Annotated in this window: 16 protein-coding genes; 14 read left to right on the top strand and 2 right to left on the bottom strand. The window is 66.3% G+C overall.

Annotation, left to right across the window (positions count from 1 at the left end):
* Nucleotides 1–42 precede the first annotated feature (42 nt).
* The gene (locus ACFVYS_RS36075) at nt 43–1,671 is read left to right on the top strand and encodes a hypothetical protein (protein WP_389509042.1); all 1,629 of its coding nucleotides are present in this window, start codon (nt 43–45) and stop codon (nt 1,669–1,671) included.
* Nucleotides 1,672–1,837: 166 nt separating this feature from the next.
* On the top strand, nt 1,838–2,371 hold the full coding sequence (locus ACFVYS_RS36070; RefSeq protein ID WP_389509040.1) for an NUDIX hydrolase: 534 nt from the start codon (nt 1,838–1,840) through the stop codon (nt 2,369–2,371).
* Here ACFVYS_RS36070 and ACFVYS_RS36065 read toward each other — a convergent pair.
* Nucleotides 2,349–3,689 carry a helix-turn-helix domain-containing protein gene (locus ACFVYS_RS36065; protein WP_389509038.1) on the bottom strand — a complete coding sequence of 447 codons (1,341 nt, stop codon included), beginning with the start codon at nt 3,687–3,689 and terminating at the stop codon, nt 2,349–2,351. The genes ACFVYS_RS36070 and ACFVYS_RS36065 overlap by 23 nt on opposite strands.
* A 114-nt stretch (nt 3,690–3,803) precedes the next feature.
* Here ACFVYS_RS36065 and ACFVYS_RS36060 point away from each other — a divergent pair, with 114 nt between their 5' ends.
* From ACFVYS_RS36060 to ACFVYS_RS36050, 3 genes are all read left to right on the top strand, one after another.
* Nucleotides 3,804–4,046: a hypothetical protein gene (locus ACFVYS_RS36060; RefSeq protein WP_365118238.1), complete on the top strand. Its 243-nt coding sequence runs from the start codon at nt 3,804–3,806 to the stop codon at nt 4,044–4,046.
* A 206-nt stretch (nt 4,047–4,252) separates the two neighbouring features.
* Nucleotides 4,253–4,696: a glycine-rich domain-containing protein gene (locus ACFVYS_RS36055; protein WP_389509036.1), complete on the top strand. Its 444-nt coding sequence runs from the start codon at nt 4,253–4,255 to the stop codon at nt 4,694–4,696.
* A 69-nt stretch (nt 4,697–4,765) separates the two neighbouring features.
* On the top strand, nt 4,766–5,602 hold the full coding sequence (locus ACFVYS_RS36050; protein ID WP_389509034.1) for a protein kinase: 837 nt from the start codon (nt 4,766–4,768) through the stop codon (nt 5,600–5,602).
* Nucleotides 5,603–6,474: 872 nt separating this feature from the next.
* On the opposite strand, the gene ACFVYS_RS36045 is transcribed toward ACFVYS_RS36050, so the two are convergent.
* Complete coding sequence (locus tag ACFVYS_RS36045; RefSeq protein ID WP_389509032.1) at nt 6,475–6,966, bottom strand: GntR family transcriptional regulator; 492 nt, start codon at nt 6,964–6,966, stop codon at nt 6,475–6,477.
* Between the two features lie 171 nt (nt 6,967–7,137).
* On the opposite strand from ACFVYS_RS36045, the gene ACFVYS_RS36040 reads away from it, so the two are divergent.
* From ACFVYS_RS36040 to ACFVYS_RS36000, 9 genes are all read left to right on the top strand, one after another.
* Nucleotides 7,138–7,488, top strand: a complete 351-nt coding sequence (locus ACFVYS_RS36040) for a hypothetical protein (RefSeq protein ID WP_252556006.1) — start codon at nt 7,138–7,140, stop codon at nt 7,486–7,488.
* Nucleotides 7,485–7,697, top strand: a complete 213-nt coding sequence (locus tag ACFVYS_RS36035; protein ID WP_230195275.1) for a hypothetical protein — start codon at nt 7,485–7,487, stop codon at nt 7,695–7,697. The genes ACFVYS_RS36040 and ACFVYS_RS36035 overlap by 4 nt, the downstream gene beginning before the upstream one ends.
* Nucleotides 7,694–9,100 (top strand): cell division protein FtsK, encoded by a 1,407-nt coding sequence (locus tag ACFVYS_RS36030; RefSeq protein ID WP_389509029.1) that lies wholly within the window; start codon nt 7,694–7,696, stop codon nt 9,098–9,100. The genes ACFVYS_RS36035 and ACFVYS_RS36030 overlap by 4 nt, the downstream gene beginning before the upstream one ends.
* Nucleotides 9,101–9,151: 51 nt before the next feature.
* On the top strand, nt 9,152–9,859 hold the full coding sequence (locus ACFVYS_RS36025) for a DUF2637 domain-containing protein (protein ID WP_389509027.1): 708 nt from the start codon (nt 9,152–9,154) through the stop codon (nt 9,857–9,859).
* Between the two features lie 152 nt (nt 9,860–10,011).
* Nucleotides 10,012–11,475: a replication initiator gene (locus tag ACFVYS_RS36020; protein WP_389509025.1), complete on the top strand. Its 1,464-nt coding sequence runs from the start codon at nt 10,012–10,014 to the stop codon at nt 11,473–11,475.
* A complete protein-coding gene (locus ACFVYS_RS36015; RefSeq protein WP_389509023.1) occupies nt 11,472–11,678 on the top strand; it encodes a helix-turn-helix transcriptional regulator in 207 nt (68 codons plus the stop codon). The genes ACFVYS_RS36020 and ACFVYS_RS36015 overlap by 4 nt, the downstream gene beginning before the upstream one ends.
* Entirely contained in the window at nt 11,672–13,066 is a 1,395-nt protein-coding gene (locus ACFVYS_RS36010; protein WP_389509021.1) for a tyrosine-type recombinase/integrase, read from the top strand. Before ACFVYS_RS36015 ends, ACFVYS_RS36010 begins: the two co-directional genes overlap by 7 nt.
* 559 nt (nt 13,067–13,625) lie before the next feature.
* Nucleotides 13,626–14,210, top strand: coding sequence for a DnaB-like helicase N-terminal domain-containing protein (locus ACFVYS_RS36005; protein ID WP_389509019.1), 585 nt, complete (start codon nt 13,626–13,628; stop codon nt 14,208–14,210).
* Between the two features lie 793 nt (nt 14,211–15,003).
* On the top strand, nt 15,004–15,858 hold the full coding sequence (locus ACFVYS_RS36000) for a hypothetical protein (protein ID WP_389509017.1): 855 nt from the start codon (nt 15,004–15,006) through the stop codon (nt 15,856–15,858).
* The last annotated feature ends 125 nt before the right edge of the window (nt 15,859–15,983 follow it).

Below are 15,983 nucleotides of genomic sequence, written 5' to 3'. Positions count from 1 at the left end.
AATTGCTTGCCGAGTAGCATGCACGCTTAGATAATACGCACCATGACGCGAGCCCCCGAGAGTGAAATCATTGAGCGGATCACGACAGCCATCGGCGAGCCACTCCTAAACTTTATCTTGAATGCAACAGTTAATTCAGCCCCGATCGGCCAACTTTCAGAAAAGCAAATCTCCACACTTCGGGATCTCGACGGCGTCCTAACCTATGAATACCCTCAAGATTACGATCAGCAAACCGTTCGAAATCTACTCCGCCTACACTTGACCGATACCAGTAAGGACGGTAATCCACTCGCTAACCGGCTACATCTGGCACACGGCGGAAGCCTACCGGAAGCGAGGGAGGACGGTTCGCTAGACGCAATCATTAGCGCACTTGCCACGGATGCATTCCCTGCTTTCCTCTTGCCAGCAGAAGAGCCACTGCGGGAGTTCGGTCGCAGCGAAAGCGTATATGTTTCGGCCTCTATCATCAGGCACTCACGGGCAGCAGAATTCAAGGCCGCCATTATGACTGATCCACTTTTTTCGGCCGTTTTCGTAGAGGAAGATCCAGCCGACCCTGCTGCCAACCTATACCGAAGCACCTTCAGGGGCGGCCGGGTGCAATCTTCTCTCCTGCCAAGCATCATTCTCCGCAATGCTTGGCATTCAGGATCCGACCACCCCACTTCTGCGGCCGAGTTGTGCAGAAGGTCACTAGATATGCTCCAGCTAATGCGCACTGCACTGGCTGGTGAGTCGGTAACTGTGAAAGCCTACCAAGCATTGGCGGGTGTACATCTCCCTCCAGGCACAAGGTGGACGGCGGGGGAAGGTGTTGTTGTACGCGAAGCTACGGAGAGAGATCGCGAGCGCGCTCCTGAATCGCTCAAGCGGCAACTTACCGGATCGGATGCTGCTGGGATCATGACGGTGATTAACTACGATGGTGACATCGTAGTTGAGTTCGATTACCCCTATACGGTAAAGGCAGTACCGCCATCACCTGATGGCTCCCAGCATGTACTAGATGAATTGTCCTCAGACGCCCTCAAGCAGGTAACGAATCGCCTTAGATTGAGTCTCCTAATCGCCGTCCAGCGAGAAAACAGAAAACTTCAGCTCGCACCTTCCTGGCAATATTATGAGGATCTCTTTGACGGCGGCGATTCGCTGCTGTGGAACGACTCCACTCGGGCAATCGGCCTAACGCCAGCTCAACTTACGGAAACAGAGTTGGCTGCATGGCGTGAGTGGTATGAACTACTCGATAATCCCAACATCCAGCACATTGAGCTGGCTCTATCGCGTGTCATGCGAGCAGTTTCTGAGCGCCGCGACCCATCCGATGTCCTTATCGACTCAGTAATCGCCTGGGAAAACTTGTTCGGCAGTAAAGAGGGGGAGCCAACCCTGCGTGTCACAGCATCACTCGCCCTGCTGCTTACAGACAGCCCGCAAGATAGGCGCAAGCTCCGGACCAAACTTGGAAAGATCTATGCACTGCGCAGTGACGTGGTACATGGATCGTCAGCCCTGAATGAGGCGGCCGAGTACGCCTATTGCTATGAGGCATTGGAAATTGCGCTTCGAGCTCTTCGAGTCCTGTTGCGGGATCGGCCTGATGTTCTCGCCCAACGCACTGGAACGGAGCGCAGCCTTCATCTCATTGTCGGTCCAGCGCAGTAGCGTGCAGGCCCGGCGCAGTGCCGCCACCGCACAGGATGCATCTGCGCCCCTCACCCCCGAGGGGCGGCAACTGCTATCTCGTCGATCTGACGCCAAATCGTCCGACCCGCATCCTCCCTCTCAGCTGGTCTGAGATCCTGGAGTCCGATCGAGAGGGGCCGCAGGTATGGAGTGGAAGACCCACGGTGAGCGACAGATCTACACCAACCCTTGGGTGAACCTGTGCTTGGTGGATGTCCAACAGCCTGACGGGCGGCGGTGGGAGTACCACGTCGTTCGCCTGCGGCACCTGGCCGTGGCCGCCGTGGTCAACGATCGCCAGGAGGTGCTGATGATGTGGCGACACCGCTTCATCACGGACTCCTGGGCCTGGGAGTTGCCCATGGGCCTGGTCGAGGAGGGTGAGTCTCCGGAGGAGGCGGCGGCGCGCGAAGTCCTGGAGGAGACGGGATGGCGTCCTGGTCCCATCAAGCCCCTGATCTACGCCGAGCCGGCCAACGGCATCACGGACTCGCAGCACCACGTCTTCCGTGCGGACGGAGCGACTTACGAGGGTCCGCCCACGGAGAAGAACGAGTCCGACCGCATCGAGTGGATCCCGCTCCGTGAGATACGGGGGATGATCGACCGCCGCGAGATCGTGAGCAGTGGATCCCTCGTCGGTCTCCTGTACGTGCTCATGGATGAAGCGATCCGCTGACCGGTGGCAGGAGCTCCCGTAGCCGCGCCTCGAAGGCCAGGGCTACGGGCTCCTGCCTGTGTGGGGCCAACTGGTCGTAGAACTCCCTGAGGTGGCCCGACACTCGCTCTGAAGCGACTGCCGATGCGGGCTCCAGGGCTTGCGTGGCGGTGTGGCACGCCTGGTCGAGCTTGCCTTGGTCCAGTTGCGTACGGGCCAGCCAGAACGCGTGAAACGCCCTGCCTCGCTGGTTGGTGTGGGCCTCCCGGCGTAAGGCGTCCGCGATCAACGGTTCAGCTGTCGCTGCCTCGCCCAGTCGGCCATGGGCAATGCCGGTGTCCACGATGAGCTTCGGCTCGTCGAAGTAGGCCACCCACGACGGGTCCGGGTCGCTCGCCTGGATCTGCTGGAACTGGCGGTGCGCTTCCGTGATCGCCCGGTGCGTGGACGTCTGACTGCCGAGCGTGGCGTGGGCGAAGGCTTCGCGCATGGACAGCATCGACAGAACGCGCGGGGTGGTGTCGATGGCTGAGCGAGCCTGGTCCTGGGCGGCGGTCACGAGTGCCAGGGAGTCCGCGGGCTTGTCCTGGTAGGTCGCCTGCAAGCTCATGCAGGCAAGGACGTTGGCCATGAACTGGCGGTCGTCGATGGCCTTGGCGAGTTGCAGGGCCTCGGTGAAGTAGGCGCGGGCCTGGTTGTACTGGCGGGCGTCGAAGTAGGTCCAGCCGGTGAGGCGTGCGAGTTCGGCCGCGATTCCGTACAGGCCGTTCTGGATGGCCGGGGGTCGGCTTTCCTTTAGGAGTCCGACCACATACCGGAGCTGTCCGACGACGGCCGGCCTGAGAGCCTCCCCGCCGTGTTGGTCGTCTCGTCGCCAGTAGTCCTCGATGGATGACCGGAAGGCTGCAAGTGTGGCTGCGCTGAGGTTGGTTCGCGTGGTCAACGCAAGGATGCTGTCCACGTCGGGCCCCGGTAGAGACGCGGGGGCCTGCTGTTCTGGCTCCGGCACTTGGGGTGCCTCGCGCTCGGTGACGACGAGAGCCTGCGGCGTCTCCCATGGGCGCCGGGCAAGCCCAAGCATGTGCCCCGGGATACGCAGACCGTCAGCGATTCGCTCGACGACGTCCATGTGCAGCAACTGCCGTCGGCCCGCAATCACTTCACCGACGCGGCTCGGCGTCAGCTCGCAGCGCCTCGCGATCATCGACGGGTAGATGCCCGCCCTGGTCTTCACCAGCCGGAAGACTCTGCCGAAGTCCCGTGCCCGGCACGCATTGATCATCTCGGGATCGGTGAGCAGCCGGGCAGGCAGCTCCTGCGGCCGGTCGGCGTCGGGCATTGGGCAAGCTCCCACACTGCGAGGGCTACGCAACGTCGCGGTTTCTCTACTTGCGGCGATGTTACCCAAGTTGGGTAATCAGCCTGACCTTTTGGCGGGGGTACCAGGCTCGCGATGCTCGTGTGCATGGCGAGCAATCAGCAGACCAGACCAGCCATCGGTGAACTGGCGAAAGACAGTGTCACCGGGCATATCGGTGTCGTCATGGGTGAGATCGGTGGCCGTGTGCAGATGCGGCCGGTCCGTGGCGGCAAGGAGTGGGATGTCCTGCCCAGCAACGTGGTGGCACCCAGTGCGCGGGAAGAGCTGAGCGCACGTCTGGCCGAGCGGAACGGCAACAGTCAGGTCCCGCTGTGAAGCGCGTCATCGGCCTATGTGCCGGGGCCTTGTTCTTCCTCGGCACCAGCCAGTAGACCGGCCGCCCCGAACGGGTGCCGATTTCACGGCTCCCCGACCCGTTCGGGGCCGGCCTTCAAGCCCGCTTCCCTATCGTCCGCGCGCCGGGTTCGGCGATCAGGTCGGGAGGTAAGCGCCACGCACCACCTCACCTCAGGAGATGGCACATGACGGCAACGGCGAGCGATCAGAAGACCGGTCGCGCGGTGGCTGGTGAAGAGCTGTTCGAGAGCCTCGCCCGCTTCGTGGCGGTCCACGACGGGCAGTCCCCCGAGCGCGCTGAACGAATCGCGGACCAGGCGGTCGCGTTCCTCGTCGCGGCGGCCACGGCCACCGTGCCCATGGTCCCGTCGGACGACGTGGACCTCGGCCTGCACGCGCTCATCCTGCACACGAAGGAGTACGCCGAGCTGTGTGCACAGCACGCGGGCCGCTTCCTGCACCACAACCCGAAGCCGGGTGGAGGAGCGCGCGACCCGGAGAAGGTCGCCGCCTCGGCGCGCGGCATGAAGGCGGCCGGGTTCGTGGTCTTCGATGACCTGTGGACCGTGGACGGCACGAACCTCGCACAGTGCGATTCGGACTGCGGCCGACCGTACGGTCAGGCGTAACCCTCGACACAGTGACGCGGCCGGCCTCGCCTCGAGGTCGGCCGCGCTCGCTCGGAAGGAGAACAGACCTTGTCCGGCCCAACCCCTGAACTGCCGATCGTGGTGCTCGACGCGCTCATGCCCACGACTCAGCGCCTGGTCATCAACCGCCGGGGCTCCACGGTCTGGGAGGTGCAGAGCCACCGGGGCCACTTCGCCGTGAAGCTGGGCTATCCGATCGAGGCAACGGCCGAGTGGCCTGCCCAGCCTTGGACCGCGCTCGCGCCTGCACGCGAGGGTGCCGTCCTGCATCGCCTCGGCCTCGACGAGATCGCGTACGGCGAATGGGAACACGGCACGTGGAACTTCCAGCCGTGGCACGACGGGCCGGATCTCCACAAGCTGTGGGAGCCGTGCCGCAAGCAGGGCTCGTCCATCAAAGCGAGCACCAGCGTGGCGCTGGGATGCGTCGAAGCCCTGGCCGATCTCCACGTGAGGGGCTGGGCACACGGCGACGTGCAACCCGCCCACTTCATCGTCGGCCCGGAACGAACGCACCTCATCGACCTCGCCCTTGCCCGGGGCGGCCAGGTACCCCAGGGGTACGACTTCCCGTTCCGCGGCTGCCTCGTCCACTACGAGGCTCCGGAGATCGCCCGCAGCGTGCTGGACACCGGAGAAGCGGAGCCGACGCAGGCAGCCGACATCTACGCACTCGGTGCCTCGCTGCTCATCTCCGCCACGGGCTGGCGGGCGGTCGAGTACCCGGACGACGCTCCGCGCCCCGTGCAGCGAGAGGCAGTGGCCAACGCTCGGCGTCGGCCTGTGAAGGTGCCCGGTGAGCTGGGCGAACTGGTCGAAGCGATGCTCAGCCATGCGCCGGGGGACCGGCCCACCATCTACGAGGTGGGCAAAGCCCTGATCTGACCCCGAACCCAAACGGACCCGTCTCGCGCCACCTTCGCGCGGACGACAACAGCAAAAGACCGGACCACCCCTCAGCCTCGACAGCATTCCGGGTGGTCCGGTCGCGGAAGCCCTGATCAGGACCCCGGTGCCGATGGTACCGGGGCGGTCGGCGTGCTCGGATTCGGGTGCGACTACAACCCCTGCCGCCTGTCGCAAAGTTGGAGAGGAGAGAGGTTGAAGCCCAGGCATTGGCAGCGCAGTTCTGGCCTGCGCCACCGAAAGTCAGCCACGGCGGCGAGTGCGCCGAACGAGCACCCGTCACGTGTGTCTCCAGCAACCCCGTTCCGGTATCAGCCACGTCTTCCGCTTTCGAAACGGCGGCCATCCGGACGGCGGGGGCGTGCTGGCGCGGGCTCGGCCTGGACCTGGTCGTGCTCCTGGTGCTCGGGCTGGGCGAGTCACTTCCTGGCCTGGCTGTCTGGCTTGGCGGTACTGCGCGCTGAGTGGCCGGGGGCCGGCGCAGCGGTGGCGGAGACAGGGAGCGGCGGCGGCCCGTGGCCGCCAGCGCGCGCGGACCGCCGTAGGCGGGCCGCCTTGATCCAGTAAAGAAACTCTGAACAGCACCACAGCGCAGTAGTCGATCAACCTGGGAGAGAAGCGGATGCCGTGGGCAAGTCCCGGCGGTTCGAGCAAGTGCGGCACGGAACGGCGGCACGGCAGCAAGCAGGGAGCGATGACCGAGCACATACCGGACAACGAAATGGGGTCGACCAGCATTCACGTCGGGGACACGGATCAGGTAGTCGCGCTGATCGAGGAGATGCGGGCCATGGTCGTCCGCGTCAGCAGGGAGACCAGGGAGTTGCGAGAGGAAGTGGCCCAGATCAGGACTACGGCTTCGGCTGCTGAGCCGCCTTCAGCTCCTCGACCTCACGTCGCAGTTCCTGGTGATCAGCGCTGAGAACACGGATCTCGTCACGTAGTGCGGTGAGTACTTCAGCAAGGGTGGTCCCGGCGTCTTCGGCCGCTTCGGCGGCGTCGGGCCCGCCCTCACCCTGCCCTGCCCTGCCTGGCTTCTCGTCCTGGTTCGCCAGGTACCAAGCTGGAGCGGTGTAGTTCGCCGAGGGCTCCCCGCCGGCGCTGTGGTCCGCGACGAAGCTGCCACGTCCATGGATCGTGTAGATCAAGCCCTCGTCGCGCAGCACATTGAGTGCGGACCTCGCGGTCATGTTGGCCACGCCGAAGCGTTCTTGCAGCTCGCGAATGGACGGCATCTGCTCGCCCGGCTTGATCCGCCCCTGCAAGATGTCGCGCCGAAGCTCGTCGGCAGCGTGCTGATACGGCGGCCGACGATCCTGCTTGCTCTCTGGCGCGGGGCTCATGGCCCAAGAGTAGCGATTCCTAGCACCCCTAGCACACCCCACTGACATAGGTGGCCTATGTCAGCTGTCACCTAGCTCACCCGCTTCACTTGACACTGCTAGGTCAGCTATGTTCAATGGTGATCACGCCCCACCGCTTTGGTGGAGCGCAACCGAAAGGAACCAACTCCCATGGCACGCATCCGTGTTGGCCTGCTCCCCACTTCGTCGTTCATGGTCGGCACCCTGCCGGTGCCGAAGTACGCGGACCAGGAGAAGACGCAGTTCGCCACCGACCGTGAGACCGGCGCGAAGCTTTACACGATCACCCTCTTCTTCATGGAGGAGGACCGTGCCGAAGCTCTGAAGATCACCGTTCCGGAGACCGGACTGCCCAACGGCCTCCGACCCGGTGTCCCGGTCATGCCGGTGGAACTGTTCGCCACCCCGTGGGCGCGGATCTTCAACGGCTCGCTCTCGGACGGCATCGCCTACCGCGCGGCTCGCCTGGACCTGGCGGCCCCGGCCGCTGAGGCGGCGTGAGCGTCACCACCTCCCGGTCCGGCGCTGAGCGCAGCTACCCGCTGCCTCACGCCGGGCCGGATGCCCGCTTCACCGAATCACTCGTGAACTCGGTGGCGGCCGTGCTCGTCGGCTACGGCTATCCCCGCCTCGACGCGTCGGCGGATCGGGCGGCCCTCGAATCGGCCCTGGCGGCCTTCCTCTACAACCCGTTGGAGAGCCACACATGAAGGACTCGAACGCCCCGGCGGAAGGGATCTTCGGTCAAGTCCCGCTCGTCGTCGCCCTGCCGCTCGCCGTGCTCGTCGGATGGGCGGCCTGGTGGGTCGTCCGCTACGTTCGCGCCGACACCATGACCCGGCAGTCCATACGGCAGGCCGTACGCGTGCGGTGGGGCTGGAAGCGGCTCGCACCGATGCTCAAGCTGTCGGCCACGGACAAGACCCCGACCGCCCTGGCGTCTCTGGCGAACACGAACGGCAAGCCCATCAAGCCGCGCGTCCTCATCCCCTCCCTGAAGGTGAAGCACGACGCGTACGGAGTGATCGCGCGGGCACAGTGCCTGCCTGGTGTTGGACTCCAACAGTTCCAGAAGGCGGGCCCGCATCTCGCGGACGCCTGGCGGTGCACACGAGTGGCCGTCACCCAGGACAAGCCTGGGCAGGTCCTCATCCGGGGCGTGCGACTGGACCCGCTGAAGTTCCCCACCGAGCACCACCCCACGGGCGAGCCACCGGAGGAGACAGCCCGGTGGGATCTGGGCCTGGACGAGTACGCGCAGCCCGTCTCCGTGAACCTCACGCAGGTACCCGGCGTCACCGTGGCCGGCCTCCCCGGCTTCGGCAAGACCAGCCTGATCAACCGGCTTCTCTCCGACTGGGCACCGTCGCCCGCAGTGCAGTTCGCCTGCGCGGACGGCAAGGTGTCGGCTGCGTACGAAGGCGACTACGCCGACTGGGTCCCACGCATGTTCGCCTTCGTGGGCGATGACCTGGAAGAGGCCAACAAGCTGTTTCGGCACCTGGTGGAGCTCCGCCGTGCCCGGTCGGCTTCGGTGCGCCAGATGCTCGGGGTGAAGTCAATGTGGGACGTCGGCCCGTCCGAGCACTGGCCCCTGGTCGTGCTGATCGTCGACGAAGCCCACACCTACTTCCGCGACCACAAGGGCAGCGACCAGCAGACGAAGAAGCTGGCCGCGTTCGCCGCCGAGAACGCCCGGCTCGTGGAAGACCTGGTGAAGAAGGGTAGGTCCGTGGGATTGCTCGTCATCCTCACCACTCAGAAGTCCACCGGTGACGCGATCCCCACCTTCATCCGCGACGTGTGCCCCGTCGGTCTGAGCTTCGCCCAGAAGACTGCCGAAGCCGCCGTGGCCGCACTCGGCGACGAGATCCGGGAATGGCCGGACGCCAACCCGATCAACCTCCAGGACCCCACCTACGTCGGCGTCGCGTCGATGAACCACCAGTCTCAACCTGGCTTCACCCGCATCCGTACGCCCTACGTGCCCGACGCGGAAGCGGCTCGCGTCGCCGAAGAGACGGCAAGTCTCACCGCTGACCCGAACGTCCTCCTGGAAGCCTTCCTCGGCGTTCGCCTGACGGACGTGGACCTCACCAAGCTCGACGCCTGACCTACCGCGCCTACACGTTCCTGACACCCCCAGGAGAGGAGGTGAACACCCATGACAGAGGACCGGATCACTCAGCGCACAATCACCGCCGTCATGATCGTCATTGCCGCGCTGGCGTTCGTCTTCTCCTTCGGCAACGTCTGGTCCCTCGCCCTGCGCCTGGGCGTCCCCGGCCCGATCGCACCGCTCATCGCCCCGATGGTGGACCTGTCGGTGGTCGGCCTCCTGGTCGCCTTGCGCTATCTCTCCCTACGCGGTCTGCCCGCCGACCAGATGGCGGCAGCCACGCGCCTCATGCACTTCTCCGGGCTGCTGACCCTCGCCCTCAACGTCGCCGAACCGATCGTCGCCGGACACTACGGCCGCGCCGCCGTTGACGCGGTGGCCCCGCTGCTCCTCCTCGGCTGGGGCTCCGTCGGCCCGCAGCTCCTGCGCGCCTTCCACACCGTTGCGCGTCCCGCCGTACCGGCTTCCGTGCCGGACGAGATCGAGTCGGTGCCTGAGACGGCTTCCGACGCCATCCGTCCTGCGGCGCTGCTCACCCTTCCGGCCCCGGCACCCGTCGCTCCTCACATCGCCCCGGCTGCCCCGGCTCCCGCTTCGCCTGCGGTCAAGGTGCCTGAGCCTCTGCTGACCGAGGCACGCTCCATCGCGACGTCCCACCACACCGAGCACGGCGAACCGATCACAGCGGCCCAGCTCAAGACGCGACTCGGAATCGGCCTGCCCATGGCCACCGCGCTGCACGCCGCTCTGTAGGGCCACACCTTCCGCCGGCCTCTCCGGCACTTCCCACCACTGCCCACCCCTGGGCCCGACCTGCCATGCCTGCGGGCAGCAGCCCGAGCGCACTGAATCGCTGCTGCCCGCAGGCTCCCCACCCTCGCGCCAGAAGGGACACCCCGCCACACATGCGCCGCCCCCTCGACCTGCGCCACATCATCAGCCCCGGCCTGCGGGACCTGGTCGAACTGGCCAACACCGACAACTTCGACCGCGTGACGGAGCAGGTGCGCGACCTTCGAGGCTGCACCAGCCCCGTCAACCTGCACGGCTGGACCGTCACCACCGACCAGAGCACCAAGCAAGTGGTCCGCTCCTACCGCTCCGAAGACGAGCCCACCGGCCGTCTCCTCACCACGTGCGGCAACCGCCGCGCCTCCCGCTGCCCTGCCTGCTCCCGCCTCTACGCCGCCGACACCTACCACCTGATCAAGGCCGGACTGTCCGGCGGCAAGAACGTCGCCGAAGCCGTCCGCGACCGCCCCCGCGCCTTCGTCACCCTCACCGCCCCGTCCTTCGGCCCCGTCCACAACCGCCCCACGACCGACGCGGGCAAGCCTCGCCCCTGTGCCTGCGGCGAGAGCCACCCCCAGGACGCTCCCGAACTCGGCACTCCACTCCGCCCGGCAAGCTACGACTACACCGGCGCCGTGCTGTGGAACGCGCACGCCGGGGCCCTCTGGGCACGCTTCACCACCTACCTGCGTCGCGCCCTCGCCGAGCACCTCGGCATGACACAGAAAGCGCTCAACGCGGCCCTCCGCGTCTCCTTCGCCAAAGTCGCCGAGTACCAGCAACGCGGCCTGGTCCACTTCCACGCGGTCGTCCGCTTCGACGGTCCCGACGGCCACACCACCCCGCCCCCGGCCTGGGCCACCTTCGACGCCCTGCACGTCGCCGTCGGCCTGGCGGTCGAGCGCGCCCGGCTCACCGTCGAGTCAGACGCGGTCGGCGAACGCGTCATCCGGTGGGGCGACCGCTTCAAGGTGGACCAGATCTCCGCCCTGGGGGACGGCGAACTCACGGACGCCAAGGTCGCCGGATACGTCGCCAAGTACGCCACCAAGAACGCCGAAGGCGCGGGCACCGTGGACCGAACCCTGGTCTGCCGCCCCTGCGTCGGACGCGGCTACGTACGCGGCCCTGACGGCTTCCGCGACCTCTGCGCCGACTGCGACGGCACCGGCCAGGCCGAACCCCTCACGGACCTCCCCGTGCAGCAGCACGCCCGCCAGATGATCCGTACCGCTTGGGCGCTCGGCCACCTCCCCGAGTTCGCCGACCTGAAGCTCTGGAAGTGGGCCCACATGCTCGGCTTCCGCGGCCACTTCTCCAGCAAATCGCGGGCCTACTCGACCACCCTCGGCGCACTCCGCGACGTACGCCGTGCCTGGCGCACCGCCCAGGCCGAAGCCGCCCGCATCCGCGCCGGCCTCCCCGTCGACGACGAGAACACCACCCTCGTCACCGACTCCTCATGGACCTACCTCAGCAGCGGCTACCGCCCCGGCGAAGAGCTCCTCGCCGCTCAGGTCCGCCACGACAGAACCCATTCCGAACGCCTCAAGTCCGAAGGAGCCCCCTGGCTGTGACCACTCCGACCACCGCCGACAAGCGAACGCTGACGCTGGTCGAAGCACTCGCTGAGATCAGGGTCTCTCGCGCCGCCTTCTACCGGATGCGCGCCCGGGGCCAGGCTCCGAAGCATCTGAAGCTCCCGAACGGTCAGATCCGAATCCGCCGGACCGACCTCGACGCCTGGTTCGACGGCTGCGAGGTGCAGGAAGCGTGCTGACCTACGACGTCCAGATCTGGGGCATCCGCAAGCGGCCCAACCGTACGGCCGCCTACCAGCTCCGCTGGCGCGTCGGCCCGCGCCCCTTCTCCAAGAGCTACAAGATCAAGGCGCAGGCCGACGGGCGTCGTGCCGAGCTCCTGACAGCCCTGCGCAACCGCGACCAGTTCGACACGGAGACCGGTCTTCCCGCCTTTGAGGTACAGGCACTCAACTCCGCCACCTGGTACGCCCACACCCGTACGTACGCGGAAATGAAGTGGTCCGGCGCCTCGGCCAAACACCGCGCGAGCATCGCCGACACGCTCGCCACCATCACGCCGAAGCTGGTCAAGGACAACCGTGGTGCCCCGGCGCCGAAGGCGCTCCGGATCGCGCTCTACTCATGGGTCTACCGGTTTGTCCTCGGCGACGACGGAACGCTGCGGCCACGTCTCTACGTCGAAGAGCCACCGGCCGAGATCGTGGCCGCGCTGGACTGGATCGGCCGGAAGTCCGTCGACATCACCGATCTCAACACGGCCTCAGTGGTGCGAACGGCGCTCGACGCGCTGAAGCTGAAGCAGGACGGCACGACCGCCGCCGAGAACACCGTGAACCGCAAGCGGACGGTCTTCAGCAACTGCCTCCGATACGCGGTAGAGCGGGAGTTACTCACGACCTTGCCCCTCGACAAGGTCGACTGGACCCCGCCCGAGACGGACGACGAAATCGATTTCCGGTTCGTCCCCGGCCCCAAGCTGGCGAAGACACTGATCGATGCAGTCGGCGAGCAGGGCGAACGCGGCCGGCACCTGATGGCGTTCTTCGGCTGCCTCTACTACGCGGCCAACCGCCCTGGTGAGGCGGCCGGTCTCCGCGCGGACGACTTCACCCTCCCCGAAGAGGGCTGGGGCGAAGTCCTGCTCTCCACGAGCATGGCCCGAGTCGGCTCCGGCTGGACAGACACGGGTGAGTCGTTCGATACGCGCGGCCTGAAGAAGCGAGCCAGGAAGGCGACCCGGGCGGTACCGATCCCGCCGGTTCTCGTGCGCCTGGTCCGCGAGCACATCACAGAGTTCGGCACTGCCGAGGATGGCCGGCTCTTTCGCGCGGCCCAGGGCGGTCACCTCCTGTCCAAGGAGTACGGAGAAGCCTGGAAGGCTGCCCGGCTCGCGGTACTGACGCAGTCCGAGGCGGCCTCTCCACTGGCTGACGTGCCGTACTCCATGCGCCACGCGGGCGTCTCTCTCTGGCTTGAGTCCGGTGTGTCCCCGGCCGAGGTGGCACGTCGAGCAGGCCACAGCATCGCCGTCCTGTTCCGCTTCTACGCCAAAGCGATTCACCGAAACCAACAGCGCTCGAACGAACAGATCGAGCGGGCGCTCGATGCTGTCGACGAGGAGTAGGCAAGCCCCCACCGCAATGGCGCCGTCTCTGGCCTCTTCTGGCGAGGCGGCGCCATTGCGGTGGACTACTTCCGTAGAAGCTCATGAAGAAGGGTGACGACTGCAACGGCTACCCCAAGGGCTGCTCCCACGGCCGGGTGCTTCAGAACCAAGCAGACCGTGAAGGCCCCGATGAGCAGGAGCAGAAACGTGCGCTTACTGATGAGATCCATCTAGCTCTCCAAGTAGGTGACTTGGAGTAAGCGTCAGAGGTCCTCCCCCTCAGTTGACGGTTTCTGACAACCCTTCGTGATCTCTTACAGTTCCTTACAGACCATGACGCTAGGTGACATCATGGGCAGGTCATGTGGGAGAGACAGCTAGGGGGTAACACGTGGCGCAGTGGCTGAGGCCGAAGCTTCCTGAAGGACCTCTCCGGGCCCTTAACCGCGAACTCCACACCCTGCACGGCAAGGCGGGATACCCCTCAGCTAGAAAGCTTTCCCTGGCTCTGGGCAAGGTAGTTAGCCATACGAACATCCATCACGCGTTCGTCAAACCTGCTCTACCGTCGTGGGGCGTGGTCGAAGTAGTTGTCGAGCAGCTGGCTCACCAAGCACGCCCCCGTCTTGTCGCTGAATCAGAGATCAACCGATTCAAGATCTTGTGGGACAGAGCGCACGTCTCAGTTTCAGTCTCGACACCGGCCGCGAGTGACGCAGAGCAACCGTCAAGTAGCAAGCCCAATACCGCGCCTGGCCCGGCCCCCGCCACGTTCCTTCCCGGCACCCTCATCAACCGGAACAGACTGATCTACGAAGCGATCGTCGACCTGCACGAGGCGGGCAAGCCTGTGGGCGTTCCCCAAGTGGCCGCCGAACTCGAACGACGCGGGCAGCTCACGTTCTGCGGGGGTGAGGACTACCTGTTCGAGTGTGTGAAGGTTGCGATCAAGGGGGCGTATGAGGCGGGGATGAGCATTCCTGCGTTCGGCGTTCTCAACGCCCGCAAGCTGCAAACCGCTGCCAAGGCTCGGGAAGAGCTACTGATCGCAGTATTCGAGCGCGGTTCAGACCCTGAGCGCGTACGGAGGGCATACGAGCGCGCTAGCGAGCTACATCCGCACTGGGCTAACCAAGCGGGAGAGGAAGGCACGACGGCCTGAATTCCGCTCAGACAGATCACCGTTGCCCGCGACGTTGAACGTCCCTCCCGCCCAGCCAAGCGTTCTTGATGAGGGCTGACAGGGGCATGAATCTGGTCCACGCCTGGTCCACAAGCTCTGATCCACAACGCGACAGACCCAGATCAAGGTGAGACAGTCCCCACGCCGAAGGGGTGCCCCTCAGTGAGAGGCACCCCTTCTGACCAGCATGGCTATGACCTGCGGAGTGGGCGGGATCCGGGCCCCCGGGAACGCTGTCACGCTCTCGCGTTTTTCAAGACCGTTCCCTTAGGCCGCTCGGGCAACCCACCTGCGCCCCGGCCCACCTGGGGTGGAGCGGGTACAGACTACCGGGCGCGGGAACTGCTCGGGGGGCGTGGCCCGCGCGGGGCCCACCAGTGCGGCACTACTCCCCGCGGCTACCCCTTTTTGATCAGCACCGGACCGGCTGTCGGCGCATCGACGCGTACAAGGCCGGGGCCGCCGGCCTCCCCGCCTCGAAGGACTTCTCGGCCGAGGTCCGCGCGCGCCCGCCCTCGCCGCTCCGCGGAGCAAGGCGCGGCGGCACTCCGCGGAGGTGAGCCGCCGCCGTCGGTCACCCCGATTCGTGGTGCGGAGTGGCAACCCCGGTTCTGTGGAACGGAGTTGTCATGTCACGGCACTGTGCCGGCATCGTCGCGGATCAAGGACCGAGGCACCCTTTCGGCTCCTGATCCCCTCATAGTGATCAACAGCGCTGAGGAACCGAGCGTGCCTCAGCACCAACCAGCCGACTTATCAGGGGAATTGACCCATGACTCGCAACCGTCGCAAGGCCTTCCTCGTCTCCGTCGCGCTCCTGGGCGGCACCTTGCTGATGTCGGCGTGCAACGAGGGCAACGACGCAGCCGACGGTTCCTCGGGCAAGGGGGGCACGGCCACGGCGGCGAACAAGGCCGGCGCCAAGGGCGTCAGCGGCACCTTCGCGGGCGGGACGGTGACGTACCTCGCCTCGGGCAAGTACATCGTCAGCGTGTCCGGCAAGTCCGACCAGCAGTTCTGGATCGCGGACGACACCAAGATCCTCGGCGCGGGCACCATCTGCGGCGACGCCTCCTCGAAGGTGGACGCCCCGTGCGAGGAGGCCGACCTGGAGACCGCCACCAAGGGCGGCCGCGCCGTCAACGCCGATGTGGTGATGAAGGACGGCGCCGCGACGCAGATCACCGAGCGCCGCGCCTCCGCGTCGCCCTCCGGTGGCAGCACGACCGGAGGCGGCAGCACGACCGCCCCCGGGAGCACCTCCGGCGGCGGCGCCACGACCGACCCCGGCAGCGCGTCCGGCGGCGGCGACGGCGTCGTGGACGGTCTGAACAAGGGCAAGGGCGTCAACGGCACCTGGTACGGCATCGTGCGGTACGTGGCGCCCGGCAAGTACCTGGTCGACGGCCCCGCGGCCCAGGGCTCCGGCGGCGAGCAGCAGGCCTTCTACCTCGCCGAGGACACCGTGATCCTGGGCGGTGGCGAGATCTGCGGCGTCGCCGGCTCGAAGGTGGACGCCCCGTGCGAGGAGGCCGACCTGGAGAAGGCCTCCAAGCAGGGCGTGGAGGCCGAGGTCGTGATCGAGAACGGCATCGCCACCAAGATCACCGACGGTGCGCTTCTCTGATCCCGTAGATCCAGTAGCTGCCGTAGCTCGCGCAGCTCGCCACGAACAGAGGCGGGGGGGCCGGCCCCCCCCCGACCCCCCACCCCCCCGGTCAGGGTCCCGGGCCGCCCGGGGCGGGGCCCGCC

This window comes from Streptomyces sp. NPDC058295, from assembly GCF_042880655.1.
In the GTDB taxonomy this organism is placed as follows: domain Bacteria; phylum Actinomycetota; class Actinomycetes; order Streptomycetales; family Streptomycetaceae; genus Streptomyces; species Streptomyces coriariae.
Note: the sequence above shows the minus strand (reverse complement) of the source record. Positions and strands in the feature narration are given on the sequence as shown.